14 protein-coding genes are annotated in these 17,078 nt (G+C 67.7%); 7 read left to right on the top strand and 7 right to left on the bottom strand.

The features are described 5' to 3' along the window. The first annotated feature begins 203 nt into the window (after positions 1 to 203). A complete protein-coding gene (locus BM198_RS10035) occupies positions 204 to 1,151 on the top strand; it encodes a LysR family transcriptional regulator (protein WP_107331003.1) in 948 nt (315 codons plus the stop codon). Here the strand turns inward: BM198_RS10035 and BM198_RS10030 are convergent. Then, positions 1,093 to 1,317, bottom strand: coding sequence for a PA3496 family putative envelope integrity protein (locus BM198_RS10030; protein ID WP_074969676.1), 225 nt, complete (start codon positions 1,315 to 1,317; stop codon positions 1,093 to 1,095). The genes BM198_RS10035 and BM198_RS10030 overlap by 59 nt on opposite strands. A gap of 184 nt (positions 1,318 to 1,501) precedes the next feature. Between BM198_RS10030 and BM198_RS10025 the strand changes: the two genes are divergently transcribed. The 3 genes from BM198_RS10025 (at position 1,502) to BM198_RS10015 (ending at position 5,504) form a co-directional block, all read left to right on the top strand. Then, the gene (locus tag BM198_RS10025) at positions 1,502 to 2,020 is read left to right on the top strand and encodes a sigma-70 family RNA polymerase sigma factor (protein WP_074969674.1); all 519 of its coding nucleotides are present in this window, start codon (positions 1,502 to 1,504) and stop codon (positions 2,018 to 2,020) included. After that, positions 2,017 to 2,967 carry a FecR domain-containing protein gene (locus tag BM198_RS10020; RefSeq protein WP_074969672.1) on the top strand — a complete coding sequence of 317 codons (951 nt, stop codon included), beginning with the start codon at positions 2,017 to 2,019 and terminating at the stop codon, positions 2,965 to 2,967. The genes BM198_RS10025 and BM198_RS10020 overlap by 4 nt, the downstream gene beginning before the upstream one ends. A 95-nt stretch (positions 2,968 to 3,062) precedes the next feature. Beyond that, on the top strand, positions 3,063 to 5,504 hold the full coding sequence (locus tag BM198_RS10015; protein WP_074969670.1) for a TonB-dependent siderophore receptor: 2,442 nt from the start codon (positions 3,063 to 3,065) through the stop codon (positions 5,502 to 5,504). A 12-nt stretch (positions 5,505 to 5,516) separates the two neighbouring features. On the opposite strand, the gene BM198_RS10010 is transcribed toward BM198_RS10015, so the two are convergent. Genes BM198_RS10010 through BM198_RS09995 form a run of 4 tightly spaced genes read right to left on the bottom strand, consistent with a single transcriptional unit; the run spans position 5,517 to position 9,012 of the window. Continuing rightward, positions 5,517 to 6,803 (bottom strand): NAD(P)/FAD-dependent oxidoreductase, encoded by a 1,287-nt coding sequence (locus BM198_RS10010; RefSeq protein ID WP_074969668.1) that lies wholly within the window; start codon positions 6,801 to 6,803, stop codon positions 5,517 to 5,519. Then, complete coding sequence (locus BM198_RS10005) at positions 6,800 to 7,543, bottom strand: amino acid ABC transporter ATP-binding protein (RefSeq protein ID WP_074969666.1); 744 nt, start codon at positions 7,541 to 7,543, stop codon at positions 6,800 to 6,802. The genes BM198_RS10010 and BM198_RS10005 overlap by 4 nt, the downstream gene beginning before the upstream one ends. After that, positions 7,540 to 8,196 (bottom strand): amino acid ABC transporter permease, encoded by a 657-nt coding sequence (locus BM198_RS10000; protein ID WP_074969664.1) that lies wholly within the window; start codon positions 8,194 to 8,196, stop codon positions 7,540 to 7,542. The genes BM198_RS10005 and BM198_RS10000 overlap by 4 nt, the downstream gene beginning before the upstream one ends. Positions 8,197 to 8,256: 60 nt before the next feature. After that, positions 8,257 to 9,012, bottom strand: coding sequence for an ABC transporter substrate-binding protein (locus tag BM198_RS09995; protein ID WP_074969662.1), 756 nt, complete (start codon positions 9,010 to 9,012; stop codon positions 8,257 to 8,259). A gap of 167 nt (positions 9,013 to 9,179) precedes the next feature. On the opposite strand from BM198_RS09995, the gene BM198_RS09990 reads away from it, so the two are divergent. Beyond that, the gene (locus BM198_RS09990; protein WP_074969660.1) at positions 9,180 to 9,956 is read left to right on the top strand and encodes an IclR family transcriptional regulator; all 777 of its coding nucleotides are present in this window, start codon (positions 9,180 to 9,182) and stop codon (positions 9,954 to 9,956) included. A gap of 22 nt (positions 9,957 to 9,978) precedes the next feature. On the opposite strand, the gene hexR is transcribed toward BM198_RS09990, so the two are convergent. Then, on the bottom strand, positions 9,979 to 10,845 hold the full coding sequence (hexR, locus tag BM198_RS09985; RefSeq protein WP_044405761.1) for a transcriptional regulator HexR: 867 nt from the start codon (positions 10,843 to 10,845) through the stop codon (positions 9,979 to 9,981). A 174-nt stretch (positions 10,846 to 11,019) separates the two neighbouring features. On the opposite strand from hexR, the gene zwf reads away from it, so the two are divergent. Together zwf and trhP are read left to right on the top strand one after the other, a co-directional pair. Further along, positions 11,020 to 12,441: a glucose-6-phosphate dehydrogenase gene (gene zwf / locus BM198_RS09980; protein ID WP_222902168.1), complete on the top strand. Its 1,422-nt coding sequence runs from the start codon at positions 11,020 to 11,022 to the stop codon at positions 12,439 to 12,441. A gap of 307 nt (positions 12,442 to 12,748) precedes the next feature. Further along, on the top strand, positions 12,749 to 14,092 hold the full coding sequence (gene trhP / locus BM198_RS09975; protein ID WP_074969658.1) for a prephenate-dependent tRNA uridine(34) hydroxylase TrhP: 1,344 nt from the start codon (positions 12,749 to 12,751) through the stop codon (positions 14,090 to 14,092). Here trhP and BM198_RS09970 read toward each other — a convergent pair. Then, entirely contained in the window at positions 14,076 to 16,961 is a 2,886-nt protein-coding gene (locus BM198_RS09970; protein WP_083422364.1) for an EAL domain-containing protein, read from the bottom strand. The two genes, trhP and BM198_RS09970, sit on opposite strands and share 17 nt — an antisense overlap. Between the last annotated feature and the right edge of the window lie 117 nt (positions 16,962 to 17,078).

Below are 17,078 nucleotides of genomic sequence, written 5' to 3'. Positions count from 1 at the left end.
AGTGTTCCCTCGACCAAGTGGGCAGGCGAACGGCGTAGGCCGGTCGGCGAGTGACCGAGCCAGGCTGGACGGTCGCGTATCTAACCTAAATCGAAGTTTGTGAATAACCAAAATCAATAATTATTGGGATATCCATTAGGAAGGCCTTATAGTCCGGCGCCGCACCCCCCGATTTATCGAGGTCCATGATGCGCAAGACCCTGCTGCGCATGACGTTGCGCCAGCTCCAGGTGTTCCGTGCCGTGTACGAGAGCCGCTCCTACAGCCGCGCGGCGGAGGAGATGGCGTTGACCCAGCCGGCGGTGAGCCTGCAGATCCGCCAGCTGGAAGAGCTGGTTGGCCAGCCGCTGTTCGAATACGTGGGCAAGAAGCTCTACCAGACCGATGCCGCCGAGGCGTTGTACGTGGCCAGCGGCGACATTTTCCAGCGGCTGGAGAGCCTCGACATGCAGCTCTCCGACCTGCAGGGTTCGCTGCAGGGGCAGCTCAACCTGGCGGTGGAGTCCAGCGCCAAGTACTTCGTGCCCCACCTGTTCGCCGCCTTCCGCCAGCAGCACCCGGACGTCAGCCTGCACCTCACGGTGGTCAACCGCGCCCAGGCGATCAAGCGCCTGGCGGACAACCGCGACGACCTGGTGATCATGTCCCTGGTGCCCCAGGACATGGCCCTGGAGTTCCTGCCGTTCCTGAACAACCCGATCATCGCCGTGGCCCCGCCGGACCACCCGCTGTGCCACGCCCGCAGCCTGACCCTCAAGGACCTGGAGCCCTTCCCGCTGCTGGTGCGCGAGGCCGGCTCCGGCACCCGCAAGGCCTGCGAGGAGTACTTCCAGCAGAAGCGCGCGCACTTCGCCCACACCCAGGAAGTCACCTCCCTGGATGCGTTGCGCGAGTGCGTGGTGGCGGGCCTGGGCATCGGCCTGCTGCCCCGTCATGCGGTCAGCCTGGAACTGGCCACGGGGTTGCTGCGGGAACTGCCGGTGGAGGAACTGCCGCTCTACCGCAGCTGGTGCGTGGTGCATGCCAAGGGCAAACGGCTGTCACCGGTTGCCCAGGCCTTCATCAGCTACATCCGCGAAGAACGCGCCCAGATCAGCACGCTTTCGCAGCGTTTCGACGGCGCTTTGCCGTTGTCGACAACAGGTAGTTGATGGCGATCAGGTCGGGATAATCGTCGATCTCGGCCTTCAGGCGCCGTTCTTCGGCATGGGCCTCGATGGCGCGGCGGAAACGCATCCGGCGCTGGTCTTCGAGTTTGCGGCGGGTCTTGCTGTCGAGGACGGGGGCGTCCGAACGCACGTCATGGGGATGAGTCATGTCGGGTCTCCAGGGGCTCCGTTGTCGGAGCCCCCAGCATTTGCGCAGCAGGTGACCGTTTGAAGACGTGCCGTTGAACATCCCGTGACGCCGATGGGTGATTGCTCGCTGCTGGGGCTCTACATAGAATGAGACTTTTTCTCATTTGATGTCGGTCAGGCGCATGTCGCCAGGGAAGTCCTCCATGCCAGTCGCCCCCCACCAGAGCTGCTCCGGTGATCCGCTGCAGCAGCTTTACCGTGAACACCATGGCTGGCTGCTCAACTGGCTGCGCAAACGCCTGGGCAATGGTGCCGATGCTGCCGACCTGACCCAGGACAGCTTCCTTCGCCTGCTGGTGGCCCGACCGCAATCGATCGACGCCCCGCGAGCCTACCTGGCGACCGTGGCCAATCGCCTGCTGATCAACTTCTACCGGCGCAAGTCGCTGGAACGCGCCTACCTCGATGCCCTGGCGGAGTTGCCCGAGCCTGCGGTGCCGTCCCTGGAGCAGCAGGCGCTCCTGCTGGAGGCCTTGCAGGAGGTCGACCAGGTGCTTCAGCGGTTGTCTGCAAAAGCCCGTGAGGCCTTCCTGCTGTCCCAGCTCGAAGGTTGCACCCAGGAGGAAATCGCCCAGCGCCTGTGTGTGCATGTGCGCTCCGTGCAGCGCTATCTCGCCCAGGCGTATGAGGAGTGCATCGTGATTGCAGGGGATCTGTTGTGAGCGCAGGTCCCATCGAAAGGAGGATTGCCCGGGAGGCGGCGCGCTGGTTCGTTCGCCTGCAGGCCGGGGCCAGCGAGGCGGTGCACGCCGAGTGCGCCCGCTGGCGAGCCAGCCATGAGGCGCACGAACGCGCCTGGCAGATTGCCGAACAGTTTCATCAGCGGCTACAAGGCATTCCGCCTGCCATTGCCGGTCAGGCCCTGGGACGGCCGGCGACAGCGGATCGCCGAGCATTGCTGAAGCTGCTGGCCCTGGCTGCCCTCGCCGCGCCCTGCGGGGTCATCGGCTATCGGGCAACGCCCTGGCGCAGCTGGGTGGCAGACGAGCGTACGGCAGTCGGCGAGCGACGCGAGATCCAACTGCCCGATGGCACCCAGGTCGTCCTCAACACCGCCAGTGCCCTTGATCTGGCGTTCGATGAGCAGCGACGCCTGCTGCGCCTGCACGCTGGTGAAATCCAGGTGTCCACCGCCGTGGACGCGTCTGGCCGACCGTTCTGGGTGCAGACCCGTGAGGGCCTGGTGCGACCGGTGGGGACGCGCTTCACCGTGCGACAACGCGAGGGGCTCACCCAGGTGGCAGTGCAGTCGGGCGCCGTCGAGCTGAAGCCCGTCGGTGCCCCTTCGGCCACTCTGCTGGGGGCGGGCTACCAGAGTGAGTTCGACGATCTGCGGATGGGCGAGGTGAGGCCGTTGCAGCCCGGAACGGACGACTGGGTGCGTGGTGTGCTGCGGGCCGAAGGGCTCACCCTGGGGGCATTCATCGAGGAGCTGGGACGCTACCGACCCGGTGTGCTGCGCTGTGACCCTGCCGTCGCCGGGCTGCGCATCTCCGGTGCCTTCCAGTTGGCCGATACGGGCCAGGTGCTGGAGTCCCTGGCGCGTACCTTGCCTGTGGATATCCACTACCGGACCCGATACTGGGTGACGCTGGCTCCCCGTACCTGAGGCGCTGCATACGCGCTAATGAGAATTGTTGTCGTGTTTTCGTGGTTGGCGTGTCCCTTCCTCGACACTGCCAACCACAACACGGGGACACCCTGATGCAGCCCGCCACTCTTTTCTCCCTCCACCCACTGGCCCAGCGGGTCCGCTGCCTGGCTCTCGTGCTGGCCACCAGCACGGCGGCCGTCGCCCTTCCGCTCAATGCTGCGGATGGGGTCCGTCACTTTGCCGTACCGGCCGGTTCCCTGGGGACGGCGCTGGTCGAGTTCGCCGTGCAGGCCGGGATCACACTGCCTATCGACCCGGCCCTGGTTCAGGGGCGTTCCAGCCCAGGCCTGAACGGTGACACCGGCATCGAAGCCGGGTTGGAGGCTTTGCTGCATGGCAGCGGTTTGCGTGCTGTTCGCGAGGGTGAGGGGCTCTATGGATTGCAGCCGGTGGGCGACGAGGCTGGCCTGCAACTGGCGCCCACCACCGTCGCCAGCACCGCAAGCGAGTCGGCCTATGGCCCCGTGGTCGGCTACATCGCCACGCGCAGCGCCACCGGAACCAAGACCGACGCGTCGTTGCTGGAGGTTCCGCAGAGCATCAACGTGGTCACCGCCGACCAGATGCAGGCCCAGGGCGCGCAGGACCTCACCCAGGCCCTGCGCTATACGCCGGGTATCGGGGTGAACGGTTTCACCGATCGCAACGTGATTGCCGACGAAATCACCAGCCGCGGATTCGCGCCGGCAGCGCTTTACCTGGATGGAGCCTACCTCCCGTATGCCGGCAGCCTGGGCGGAGCCCCGCAGATCGACCCCTACACGCTGGAGCGGGCCGAGGTCCTCAAGGGGCCGGCGTCCGTGCTCTATGGGCAGAACCAGCCGGGTGGCCTGGTCAACCTCGTGTCCAAGCGACCTACCGGTGAAACACGCAACCAGGTCAAGTTCGGCCTGGGCGACGACCATCGGGTCAATGGTGCGCTGGACACCCAGGGTGTACTGGATACCGAGCAGGACCTGGCCTACCGGCTGGTGGCTCTGGCGCGCAAGGGCAATGGCCAGATCGATCACACCCGCAATGGCCGTCTGCTGCTGGCGCCGAGCTTCAGCTGGGCGGTGTCGGATGACACCGACCTGACCTTGCTGGCGCAGGTGCAGCGGGACGATGGCAAGGCGGACTACCAGGCCCTGCCCAGGATCGGCAGCCTGGTCCGGGGGCCGAATGGGCAGCGGATCGACCGCGACTTCTTCTCCGGAGACTCGAACTACAACGACTACCAGCGCGACCAGTACGTCCTCGGCTACGACTTCGAGCACCGTTTCGACGATGACCTGAAGTTCCGTTCCACAGCGCGCTACATCGATGTCCGTGACCGCTACAAGGGCTTCTACCTGCGGGGTTTCGTTGTCGACGGACTCGGCCAGACCGACTACACGCGGGTCAACCGCGTGAAGTTGGATTGGCGCCAGCACAACACCACCTACACCCTCGACAACAACCTGACCTACAGCTTCGACACCGGGCCCGTGCAGCACACCACGCTGGTGGGCGTGGACTACCGCGACTTCAACCGCAAGTACCAGGGCTACAACGCCTACAGCGTGCTGCCCATCGACCTGTACGGCCGCAACAACTACGACACCAGCAGCGTCACCCCGCAGTTGGATACCCGCTGGGACAACACGGTCCGCCAGACCGGTCTCTACCTGCAGGACCAACTGCGCCTGGGCAATTGGTTGCTGACTCTTGGCGGTCGCCAGGATTGGGCGGAGGTTGAGAACAAGGACCTGCTGGCGCGTACCGAGACGACGCAGCGAGACAACCGGTTCACCGCACGGGCGGGGCTGACCTACCTGACCGCATTCGGCCTGGCGCCTTACATCAGCTATTCCGAGTCCTTCATGCCCACCGTCGGGACGGGCGCGCCGGAGCGGGGTGGCAAGGCGTTCGAGCCCATCGAGGGCATCCAGTACGAGGCGGGCGTGAAGTACCAGCCCCACGAGGACCTGCTGCTGACCGCATCGGTCTTCGAGATCACCCAGAAGAACGTGCGGACCGGCGATGTCGACTATCCCCAGTACGAGATCCAGTCCGGGCAAATGCGCACGCGGGGTGCGGAGCTGGAGGCCAAGGCGCGCCTCGGGCGCTTCGATGTCCTGCTCTCCGGCAGCTACCTCGACGCCTTCTACACCCGTGACACCTACGGCAACGAAGGAAACCGCAGCGAGGCCCAGGCGCCCGTATCCGCCGCTGCCTGGGTGGATTACCACCTGGTCGGGCTGCCCGGTGTCACCTGGGGAGCGGGTGCCCGTTACACCGGACGCAAGCCCGGCGACGCGGCCAACAGCTTCAGTACCCCCGCCTATGTCGTCTACGACACCACCCTGCGCTACCAGCTGGGGGAACTGTCGGCTGACCTCAAGGGCCTGCAGGCCAGCCTGAACGTGCAGAACCTCTTCGACCGCGACTATGTGTCGGACTGCAACTATGCCTTCGGCTGCTACTACGGCCAGGAGCGCACGGCGAGCCTTGAAGTCACCTACGACTGGTAAGCCGTACTGCCGCTAGAACAGGGCGTCCAGCAGTCGGTACCATGCGATGCCGGCGCCCAGGTAAAGGCGTTGCAGTCCATGGAAAGGCAGCGGGCGCACGGGGCTTGGCGGGAACGGGAACGTCTCGGCCGAGCCCAGCATCCGCTGTGCCATTCGTCGGCCCAATGCAGTTGCCAGGGCCACGCCCCGCCCGTTGTAGCCCAGCAGGATCGAGAGTCCCGGCGCCGGTTCGTGCAGGTGCGGCAGGAAGTCCTGGGTCAGGGCGACGCGACCGCTCCAGCGGTAGTCGATGGGCACCCCGGCCAGTTGCGGGAAGAGGTGCGTGAGGGATTGCTCCAGATGGGCCCAGTCCCCCGCCTGGCGGGGTTCGGCGAAGGGGCCCCGGCCGCCGAGCAGCAGGCGGCCCTGGGCGTCCTGCTTGAAGTACAGCAGCAGCCGGCGGGCGTCCGAGCACACCTCGCCGCCTGGCAGCACGCTGCGCCGCAGGGCCTCGGGCAGCGGGCGGGTGGCGACGATGAAACTGTTGGCGGCGAGCACGGTCTGGCGCAGGCCGGGCCACAGGGCGTCGGTGTAGCCGTTGGTGGCCAGCAGCACCCGCTCGGCGTGGACGCTGTGCCCACCGGCCGTGGCCAGGCGCCAGCCGCCGCCCTGCGCTGACAGGCCGGTCACCCGGCTGTGGCCGTGGATGCTAGCCCCTTCGGCCTGGGCCGCCCGGACCAGGCCACGGGCGTAGCTGAGGGGCTGCACGCTGCCGGCGCGCGGGTCGACCCAGGCGCCCAGGTAGTGGGGGCTGCCGATGCGCCGGGTGACCTGCTCCCGGTCCAGTAGCTCCACCGGGACGCCGTGCCGGCGCCATTGCTCGGCGCGACCCTCGATGGTGCGCAGCGCGGCCGGCGAGGCGGCCGGCTGGATCCAGCCCCGGCGGGTGGCGTCGCAGTCGATGGCGTGGCGCTCGATCAGGGTGAACACCTCGTCCGCTGCGCCGCCCGCCACGTCGATCAAGTGCTCGGCCTGTTCGCCGCCGAAGCGCTTGCGCAGGGCGTCGGGGTCGTACTTGAGGCCGGGGATCACCTGGCCGCCGTTGCGCCCGGAGGCGCCCCAGCCGGGCTCGCCGGCATCCAGTACGCAGACGCGGGTGCCGGCGGCGGCTAGGTGCAGGGCGGTGACCAGGCCGGTGTAGCCGGCGCCGACGATGGCGACATCCACCCGGGCGTCTTCGGCGAGGGCGGGCGTCGCCGGTGCCGGCGTTGCCGTGGCGGCCCAGAGCGAGGCGGGCAGAGCGGTCTGTGGTGCGTTCATGCCGGCACCTCGCCGCTGTTCAGCAGGCGCCGGAGGAAGTCCTGGGTGCGCGGGTGGCTGGGGGCGCCGAGCACCTCGCGGGCGGGGCCGGCCTCGACGATGCGGCCGCCGTGGAGGAAGCAGACCTTGTCGGCCACGTCCCGGGCGAAGCCCATCTCGTGGGTCACCACCACCATGGTCATGCCTTCGTCGGCGAGCTTGCGCATCACCGCCAGCACCTCGCCCACCAGCTCGGGGTCGAGGGCCGAGGTGGGCTCGTCGAAGAGGATTGCCCTGGGCTTCATCGCCAGGGCGCGGGCGATGGCCACGCGCTGTTGCTGGCCGCCGGAGAGCTCGTCCGGGTAGGCGTCCATGCGGTGGGCGAGGCCGACCTTCTCCAGCAGGGCACGGGCGTGTTCGCGGGCCTCGCGGGGGTTTTCCTTCTTCACGTACACCGGCCCTTCCATGACGTTCTCCAGGGCGGTGCGGTGGGGGAACAGGTTGAAGCGCTGGAACACCATGGCCACCTGGGTGCGGATCTCATGGATGCTGTCGTGGTGGCGGTTCACCGGCTGGCCGCTGACCAGGATCTCGCCCCGGTCGTGGGTCTCCAGGCCGTTGATGCACCGCAGCAGGGTGGACTTGCCGGAGCCGGAGGGGCCGATCAGGCAGACCACCTCGCCACTCTCGATGCTCAGGTCGATGCCTTCGAGCACCGCCAGGCTGCCGAAGCTCTTGTGCAGCTGCTTGATCTCGATCATGCCTTGCTCCTCTTGCCGATTCGCGCTTCCAGCCGGCGCAGGCCGTAGGACAGCGGCAGGCTCAGCGCCAGGTAGAGCAGTGCCACCAGGGTGTAGACGGTCATGTTCTCGAAGGTGGAGGAGGCGATCAGTTGCCCCGCCCGGGTCATCTCGGCCACCGTGATGGTGGAGACCAGGGAGGAGTCCTTGAGCATCATCACCAGGGTGTTGCCGTAGGGCGGCAGGGCGATGCGGAAGGCCTGGGGCAGCACCACGCGGCGCATCACCATGGCGCCGCGCATGCCGAGGGATTCGGCTGCTTCGATCTGCCCCTGGTGGATGGCCTGGATGCCGGCGCGGAAGTTCTCCGCCTGGTAGGCCGAGTAGGCGATGCCGAGGCCGATGACGCCGGCCTGGAAGGCGCTGAGCTGGATGCCGAAGTCCGGCAGCACGAAGTAGATGTAGAACAGCTGCACGATGATCGGCAGGCCGCGGATGACGTTGACCAGGCCGATGGCGAAGAGCGACACGGCGCGGACCTTGGACACCATCATCAGGGCGAAGACCAGGCCGATGACGGAGCTGAGCAGGAAGGACCCGGCCGTGACCTGCAGGGTGACCACCGCCCCTTTCAGCAGAATGGGGAGGAAGTCCAGGGCGTTCTGGAGAAACATGGCGCTACCCGAGAGAAGGTTCAGGAAAGGCCCGCCCGGGGAGGGGCGGGCAGGGTGGGCTCAGTCGAGCTTCCACTTGGCGATGATGCCGGCGAGGGTGCCGTCGGCCTTGATGGCGGCGATGCCCCGGTTGACCCGTTCCAGGGTCTGCGGCTCGCCCTTGCGCACGATCAGGCAGACGTCGCCCATGATCACCGGCTGGTAGCCCTGCACCAGGCGCACCTTGTCCTGGGTGCCCTGGGCCATCTGGTAGGCGAGGATCGGGTGGTCGGCGAAGCCGGCCTTGATCCGCCCCAGCGCCAGGTCGCGCATCAGGTCGGCGATGGAGTCATAACCACGCACTTCCTTGAAGATGCCGCGCTTGTTCAGCTCGTCGATGAACACGGTGCCCACCTGGGCGCCCACCACTTCGCCCTTGAGGTCCTCCATGCGGGTGTAGGCGGTGGCGTCGTCGGCGCGGACGATCAGGCCCTCGCCGTAGCTGAACACCGGGTCGGAGTACTGCACCACTTTCTCCCGCGCTGGGGTGCGCAGCATGGCGGCGGAGATGACGTCGATCTTCTTCGCGGTCAGCGAGGGGATCAGGGCGGCGAAGGTGGTCTGCTGGATGTCCACCTCGAAGCCACCGGCGCGGCCGACGGCTTCGGCGGCGTCCACCATCATCCCCTGGATGCGCTGGCTCTTGACGTCGAGGAAGGTGAAGGGCACGCCGGTGGCGGTGGCGCCGACGCGGAAGGTGTCGGCCTGGGTGGTGAAGGAGGCGAGGCCGGCGATCAGGGCGCAGGCACAGGTGAGGGCACGGAGGCGAGGATGCATGGCGGTTCTCCCATCAAACGCTGCTTGTTGTCGTTGTGCGCGTGTGGATAGCCTCGTCTGTATCGGCAGGAGGCGTTGAACCGACTATAAGTGATTTACAGAAATCGTAAAGAGATTTATAAATATCGAATATCGATACTTTGTGGCGAATAACCAAGAGAGCCGCTGTGAACGACAACGACAATGCCCTGTTCAACCAATCCCTGGAGAAAGGCCTGGCCGTGCTGCGGGCGTTCAACGCGCAACGCCGCACCATGAACCTGGCGGAGGTGGCCGAGGCCGCGGGCATCAACAAGAGCTCCGCGCAGCGGATGATCCACACCCTCGAAGCCCTGGGTTACGTCTGCAAGCACCCGCAGACCAAGCGCTTCCAGCTCACGCCCCGGGTGATGGAGATCGGCTACAACTACCTCGCCGCCGACACCCTGGTGGACGTGGCCAATCCCTTCCTCGCCGAGCTGGCGCAGATCACCGGGGAGACCACCAACCTCACCGAGCCCGACGGGGTGGAGATGGTCTACGTGGCGCGCTTCGTGGCGCCCAAGTTCATTCCCATCCACATGCCCATCGGCAGCCGCATCCCCATGTACTGCACCGGCTCCGGCCGGGCCTACCTGAGTGCGCTGGAGGACGGGGAGGTACGCGAGCTACTGGCCGCCAGCGAGCTGAAGCGGCACACCCAGCAGACGCTGGTGGACCCGGAGGCGATTCTGGCGCAGGTGACGATCACCCGGGCCAAGGGCTACGCGATCAACAACGAGGAGTTGTTCCAGGGCGACATGACCATCGCGGCGCCGATCCTCGGCAGCCAGGGCCGCCCGGTGGCCTCGGTGCACGTGGTGGCGCCCACCAGTCGCTGGACCCAGGAGGAAGCTGAGCGCCGCCTGGCGCCGGCGGTGATCGAGTGCGCGCGGGCCATCCGCACCTCGATCCGCACGCTCTAGCCGGTCGCTTTCAGCGGGCGGCTCAGTCCTCGGCGTTCTTGATCGACTTCGGCGACAGACGCAGGCTGCGCAGGCTGCGCTTCACGCTCTTGAGGTGGTTGACCAGGCTCGGGCCACGGGCCATGGCCACGCCCATGGCCAGTACGTCGATCACCACCAGGTGGGCGATGCGCGAGGTCAGCGGGGTGTAGATCTCGGTGTCTTCCTGCACGTCGATGGCCAGGTTGACGGTGGCCAGGTCCGCCAGGGGGGTCTGGCTGGGGCACAGGGTGATCAGCGTGGCGCCGGTCTCGCGGACCAGGTTGGCGGTGATCAGCAGGTCCTTGGAGCGGCCCGACTGGGAGATGCAGATGGCCACGTCGGTGGGTTTGAGGGTCACCGCCGACATCGCCTGCATGTGCGGGTCGGAATAGGCCGCGGCGGTCAGCAGCAGGCGGAAGAACTTGTGCTGGGCATCGGCCGCCACCGCACCGGAGGCGCCAAAACCGTAGAACTCCACGCGCTGGGCCTGGGCGCAGGCGGCGATGGCGGCCTGCAGGGCCTGCGGGTCGAGCTTCTCGCGCACGTCCATCAGGGTGTGCAGGGTGGTGTCGAAGATCTTCAGGCTGAAGTCCGCCACCGAGTCGTTCTCGTGGATGGCGAACTGGCCGAAGCTGGCGCCCGCCGCCAGGCTCTGCGCCAGCTTCAGCTTGAGGTCCTGGAAGCCGCCACACCCGATGGCACGGCAGAAGCGCACGATGGTGGGCTCGCTGACCCCGACGCTCTGCGCCAGGTCGGCCATGGAGCTGTGCATGACGGCGGCGGGGTCGAGCAGGACGTGATCGGCGACTTTCAATTCCGACTTGCGCAGCAGATGGCGCGATTGGGCGATATGTTGCAGCAGATTCACTGGGCAGGCTCTTCGAAGTGGGGAAGTACGCCGCAGGTCGCGATCTATTCGGCCGGGCAACTCGGTTATGATCGGCGACGGTCAGGCTGTAGTGACCGTGTAGTTATACTACATGACCCGCTTCCCCGCCCAGGCAAACCACGCAGGAGTGCACACGTGACCCAGCCTTGCGACATGTTGGTCTTTGGCGGCACCGGCGATCTGGCGCTTCACAAGCTGCTGCCGGCGCTCTATCACCTGCATCGCGACGGCCGGCTGCATCCGCAGCTGCGCATCCTCGCCATTGCCCGCAATCCCCTGGATATCGACCGCTACCGCGCCCTGGCCGAGCGCCATTGCCGCGCCCAGGTGGCCCGTGCCGAGTTCACCGAGCAGGCCTGGGCCGGGTTCGCCGAGCGGCTGGACTACTTCGCCATGGACGTGTCCCAGAGCGCCGACTTCGGCCGCCTGGCGCGCCACCTCGGCCCGCTGGAGGGGCGCACCCGCGTCCACTACCTGGCCATCGCCCCGCGCCTGTTCGAGGACATCGCCCGGCACCTGCAGATCGCCGGGCTCGGCGGGCCGGACGACCGCATCGTGCTGGAGAAGCCCATCGGCCATTCCCTGGAGTCGGCCCGCGCCATCAACGCTGCCATCGGCAAGGTGTTCAGCGAATCCCAGGTGTTCCGCATCGACCACTACCTGGGCAAGGAGACGGTGCAGAACCTCATGGCGCTGCGCTTCGCCAATGCCCTGTTCGAGCCGATCTGGCGCGCCGGCCACATCGACCACGTGCAGATCAGCGTGTGCGAGACCCTGGGCGTGGAGAACCGCGGCAGCTACTACGACCAGGCCGGCGCCATGCGCGACATGGTGCAGAACCACCTGCTGCAGCTGCTCTGCCTGGTGGCGATGGAGGCGCCGGTACGTTTCGACGCCGAGGCGGTGCGCAACGAGAAGGTGAAGATCCTCGAAGCGCTCAAGCCCATCTCCGGGCTCGACGTACAGGACAAGACCGTGCGCGGCCAGTACAGCGCCGGCAAGATCGGCGGCCAGGAAGTGCCGGCCTACTACTTCGAGAAGAACGTCGACAACGACAGCGACACCGAGACCTTCGTCGCCCTGCAGGTGGAGATCGACAACTGGCGCTGGGCCGGCGTGCCCTTCTACCTGCGCACCGGCAAGCGCCTGGCGCGCAAGTACTCGGAGATCGTCATCCAGTTCAAGCCGGTGCCCCACCGCCTGTTCAACGGCGGCGAGGCCAACCGCCTGCTGATCCGCCTGCAGCCGGAGGAGCGCATCAGCCTGCAACTGATGGCCAAGAACCCCGGCAAGGGCATGCGCCTGGAACCGGTGGAGCTGGACCTGAACCTGGCCCAGGCTTTCAGCCAGCGGCGCTGGGATGCCTACGAGCGGTTGCTGCTGGACGTGATCGAGGGTGACTCGACGCTGTTCATGCGCCGCGACGAGGTGGAGGCCGCCTGGCGCTGGGTCGACCCGATCCTCGAAGGCTGGCACGAGCACTACCAGAGCCCCCGCAGCTACCCCGCCGGCTCCAGCGGCCCGGAACAGGCCCACAGCCTGCTGGAGCTGCAGGGACGGGCGTGGAACGACTGAGCCCCATCCCTTCGCGAATGAATTAGCTCCTACAAAAGAGCCAGACCGCTGCCTAGGTTGGACGTCACCGGCTGGGCTCGGTCTGGCTCCGCTGATGGACCACTAAAGGGGGCCGCAGCGCCAACTATGGGCTTCGCACCGCTCAGCCCATCCTACGAATCGAGCAGGCCCGTAGGATGCGGTGAGCTCGGCGAACCGCATCGATCGGTCACGGCGTTGTGGGCGTGCAGCGGCATTGCTCCAGCGCAATACCCGTGGTTTGGGGCTTGCCTAGAATGCGCGATTTTTCGCGTCACGAGCACCGCCCATGTCCCGCCTTCCCGCCCCCGAACTGCTGTGCCCCGCCGGCACCCTCAAGTCCATGCGCCACGCCTTTGCCTACGGCGCCGATGCCGTCTACGCCGGGCAGCCGCGCTACAGCCTGCGGGTGCGCAACAACGAGTTCGACCACGCCAACCTGGCGCTGGGCATCGCCGAGGCCCATGCCGCCGGCAAGCGCTTCTACGTGGTGGTCAACATCGCCCCGCACAACGCCAAGCTGAAGACCTTCCTCAAGGACCTGGAGCCGGTGGTGGCCATGGGGCCGGATGCGCTGATCATGTCCGACCCCGGGCTGATCATGCTGGTGCGCGAGCACTTCCCGGCGATGCCCATCCACCTGTCGGTGCAGGCCAACGCGGTGAACTGGGCCAGCGTCGAGTTCTGGCACCGCCAGGGGCTGGAGCGGGTGATCCTCTCCCGCGAGCTGTCCCTGGAGGAGATCGGCGAGATCCGCCAGGCCGTGCCTGGCATCGAGCTGGAGGTGTTCGTCCACGGCGCCCTGTGCATGGCCTATTCCGGACGCTGCCTGCTCTCCGGCTACATCAACCACCGCGACCCCAACCAGGGCACCTGCACCAACGCCTGCCGCTGGCAGTACAAGGCCGGTGAAGCGCGGGAAGACACCCTCGGCGACATCGTCCACGCCTGCCAGCCGGCGCCGACCCTGGGCGAGGGGCCGAGCACCGAGCGGGTCTTCCTGCTGGAGGACGAGACCCGCCCCGGCGATTTCATGCCCGCCTTCGAGGACGAGCACGGCACCTACATCATGAATTCCAAGGACCTGCGCGCCGTGCAGCACGTGGAGCGCCTGGTGGCCATGGGGGTGCATTCGCTGAAGATCGAGGGGCGCACCAAGTCGTACTTCTATGTGGCCCGCACGGCCCAGGCCTACCGCCAGGCCATCGACGACGCGGTGGCCGGCCGGCCCTTCGAGCCGCGCCTGCTTGAGCGCCTGGAGTCACTGGCCAACCGGGGCTACACCGAGGGCTTCCTGCGCCGGCACACCCACGACCATTACCAGAACTACGCCTTCGGCAGCTCGCGGCCGTCGCGCCAGCAGTTCGTCGGCGAGCTGACCGGCGTGCGTCGGGGCGAACTGGCCGAGGTGGTGGTGAAGAACCGCTTCGAGGTCGGCGACCGCCTGGAGCTGATGACCCCCGCCGGCAACCTCGGCTTCATCCTCCATGGGCTGCAGGCCGGCGACGGCAGCCGCCGCGAGGTGGCGCCGGGGGACGGCCACGTCCTCTACATCCCGCTGCCTGCCGACCTCGACCTGGAGCACGGGCTGCTGCTGCGCGACCTGCCGGAACCGGTCAGCGCCACAGCGTAGCGCTTTGTTCGCGGAGCAGCGCGGTGAAGGCCGAAGCTTCCACCGGCGGGCTCAGCAGGTAGCCCTGGATCTCGTCGCAGCCCTGCTCCTTGAGGAAGTCCAGCTGCTCGGTGGTCTCCACGCCCTCGGCCACCACCTTCAGTTCCAGCCCGTGGGCCATGGCGATGATGGCGCGGGTGATGGCGGCATCCTCGCCGCCCAGCGACAGGTCGCGGATGAAGGTCTGGTCGATCTTCACGTAGTGCACCGGGAAGCGCTTGAGGTAGCTCAGGGACGAGTAGCCGGTGCCGAAATCGTCGATGGCCAGCTTCACCCCCAGCTCGCGCAGCTGGTGGAAGGTGGCGATGACGTGCTCGACGTTCTCCAGCAGGTGGCTCTCGGTCAGCTCCAGTTCCAGCAGGCGCGGCGGCAGGCCGGTTTCCGCCAGCACCTGGCGCACCAGGGCCACCAGGTTGCCCTGGCGCAGTTGGTGACCGGAGAGGTTCACCGAGACGCGGATGTCCGCCACGCCCTGGCGCTGCCAGTCGCGGGCCTGCAGGCAGGCCTGGCGCAGGACGAACTCGCCGATGGGGGCGATCAGCCCGGTTTCCTCGGCCAGGCCGATGAAGTCCCCCGGCGGGACCAGCCCCATCTGCGGGTGGCGCCAGCGCACCAGGGCCTCGGCAGCGTTGAGGCTGTCGTCGGCCAGGCACAGCTTGGGCTGGTAGAAGACCTCCAGCTGACCCTCGTCGATGGCCTTGCGCAGCTGGGTTTCCAGTTGCAGGCGCTCCAGGGTGCAGGCCTGCAGGTTGTCGGTGAAGAACTGGAAGGTGTTCCCGCCCAGGTGCTTGGCGTGCTGCATGGCCATGTTGGCCTGGCTGACCAGGGTGGTGATCTCCCGCGCGTTGTCCGGCAGCAGGCTGATGCCCAGGGAGGCGCTGACCACCAGTTCCTCGCCGCCCACCGTCATCGGCGTGCGCAGCTTGGCCAGCAGGCGGCTGGCGGTGCGCGCGAGGCTGGAGAGGCTGCCGTAGCGGTCGAGGATCAGCGCGAACTCGTCGCCGGACAGCCGCGCGATGGTGTCCGCCTCCGGCGCGGCCTGGGCCAGGCGCCGGCCCATCTGCCGCAGCAGCTGGTCGGCCAGTTCGTGGCCGAGGCTGTCGTTGAGCACCTTGAAACGGTCCAGGTCGATGTGCAGCAGCGCCAGGCCGTGGCCGTGCTCGCGGGCCCGCTCGCTGGCCTGGTGCAGGCGATCGCGGAACAGCGTGCGGTTGGCCAGGCCGGTGAGGTCGTCGTAGTGGGACAGGTAGCGCAGGCGCTCCTCGGCCTCGCGCCGGGCCGAGAGGTCGGAGAAGAAGCCGACGATGTGGCTGGCCTGGCCGCGCGAGTCGCGCACCACGTTGAGCTGCAGCCACTGCGGGTAGAGCTCGCCGTTCTTGCGGGTGTCCACCAGCTCGCCCTGCCAGCAGCCGTCGTGCTCCAGCTGCTGGTGGATCAGGTGGTACTGGCGGCGGCTCTCGCGGGTGCCGCTGATTTCCGCCACGGCGCGGCCGAGCACTTCCTCGGCGCGGTAGCCGGTGACCTGGGTGAAGGCCTGGTTGACCGCCAGCAGGCGGTAGTCCGGGTCGAGGATGACGATGCCTTCGCTGGCGGCCTCGAACACCGTGGCGGCGAGGCGCTGCTGCTCCTCGGCCTGGCGCCGGGCGGTGACGTCGCGGCGGGTGCCGACCATGCGCAGCACACGCCCGCGCGCGTCGCGCTCCACGGCGCGGCCGCGGTCTTCCACCCAGATCCAGCGGCCGTCGCGGTGGCGCACGCGGTAGTCCACCGCGTAGTCCTCGCTGCGGCCCTTGAGGTGGTCCACCAGGGCGCGGCGCAGCAGCGGCACGTCATCGGGGTGCAGGCAGGGGCGCAGGTCGCTGAGCACCCGGGACACCTCGTCGCTCTCCAGGCCGAAGATGGCCTTGAGCTGGGTGTGGTGCACCTCGTCCGTTTCCAGGTTCCAGTCCCACAGGCCCAGCTCGCTGGCCTCCAGGGCCAGGGCCAGGCGCGCCTCGCTCTTGGCCAGGGCGTGGGTGGCGTCGGCCAGTTCCAGGGTGCGCTGGGCGACGCGGATCTCCAGCTCGTCGTGGGCTCCGCGCAGCTCCCGCTCGGCACGGCGGCGCTGCTCCACTTCGCGGGCCAGTTCGGCATTGAGCCCTTCGGCGCGGCTCTTGGCGTGCTCCAGGTTGTCGATCAGGGCCTGGTTCTGCAGGCGCTGCAGCAGGCTGTTGCGCACCAGGCGGTTGACCTGCAGCGCCACCACCATCAGCGCCGCCAGCAGGGTCAGGCTCAGCAGGCCCCAGCCGCGCAGCATCGGGTGGCCGCTGGCGAGCAGCCAGCTGACCGTGGGCAGCAGGCAGGGCAGGGCGAAGGCGAGGAAGGCCGGCAGGCTGACGGCATAGGCGACGCTGGCGGAGAGGATGGCGGCGGCGACGAGCCCGTAGACCAGCGCCTGCTGCAGGAAGGCGTCCGCCGGCACCAGGAAGACCACCGGGAAAGCCAGGGTCAGCCCCGAGGCGCCGGCGCCGAGCAGGAAGGTGCGGTGCCAGTGCGGCTGGGCCTGGCGCGAGGGCAGGGCGCGGTTGAAGGCGGCGACCTGGGTCAGCCGCAGCACGGCCAGCAGGACCAGCCAGATCAGCCAGCCGGAGAGCAGGGCCGCCAGTTCCGAGCGCCACAGCAGGCAGGCACAGGCCAGCCCGTTGAGCAGCATGAACAGGGTCGGGACCCGGGAGCCCTGGTAGAGCAGGCGCGTGCGCTCGATCGCCAGATCGGCGGCGAACGGGGGGCGCAGCGGCGCGGAATCGTCGTCGGCAAACGCAAGGGAAGCCTGGTTAGGAGTCGCGGTCATAGGCGATGTTCTTGTAATGGTTGCCTAGGCGTCGGCGGAGCTTACCCGAGCCTGCGGAGTCGCCAAAGGGTTATGTGATGCCTTTCTCCCTTGCGCCTCCCAACTTTTGGCGGGCGC

The organism is Metapseudomonas otitidis, from assembly GCF_900111835.1.
Taxonomy (GTDB): domain Bacteria; phylum Pseudomonadota; class Gammaproteobacteria; order Pseudomonadales; family Pseudomonadaceae; genus Metapseudomonas; species Metapseudomonas otitidis.
This window is presented reverse-complemented; position numbering and strand designations above follow the sequence as displayed.

Excerpts from the sequence above, each read along its gene's own strand:
- BM198_RS10030 (WP_074969676.1), bottom strand. The coding sequence starts at position 1,317 with ATGACTCATCCCCATGACGTGCGTTCGGACGCCCCCGTCCTCGACAGC.
- BM198_RS10025 (WP_074969674.1), top strand. The coding sequence starts at position 1,502 with ATGCCAGTCGCCCCCCACCAGAGCTGCTCCGGTGATCCGCTGCAGCAG.
- BM198_RS10015 (WP_074969670.1), top strand. The coding sequence starts at position 3,063 with ATGCAGCCCGCCACTCTTTTCTCCCTCCACCCACTGGCCCAGCGGGTC.
- BM198_RS10010 (WP_074969668.1), bottom strand. The coding sequence starts at position 6,803 with ATGAACGCACCACAGACCGCTCTGCCCGCCTCGCTCTGGGCCGCCACG.
- BM198_RS10005 (WP_074969666.1), bottom strand. The coding sequence starts at position 7,543 with ATGATCGAGATCAAGCAGCTGCACAAGAGCTTCGGCAGCCTGGCGGTG.
- BM198_RS10000 (WP_074969664.1), bottom strand. The coding sequence starts at position 8,196 with ATGTTTCTCCAGAACGCCCTGGACTTCCTCCCCATTCTGCTGAAAGGG.
- BM198_RS09995 (WP_074969662.1), bottom strand. The coding sequence starts at position 9,012 with ATGCATCCTCGCCTCCGTGCCCTCACCTGTGCCTGCGCCCTGATCGCC.
- zwf (WP_222902168.1), top strand. The coding sequence starts at position 11,020 with ATGTTGGTCTTTGGCGGCACCGGCGATCTGGCGCTTCACAAGCTGCTG.
- trhP (WP_074969658.1), top strand. The coding sequence starts at position 12,749 with ATGTCCCGCCTTCCCGCCCCCGAACTGCTGTGCCCCGCCGGCACCCTC.
- BM198_RS09970 (WP_083422364.1), bottom strand. The coding sequence starts at position 16,961 with ATGACCGCGACTCCTAACCAGGCTTCCCTTGCGTTTGCCGACGACGAT.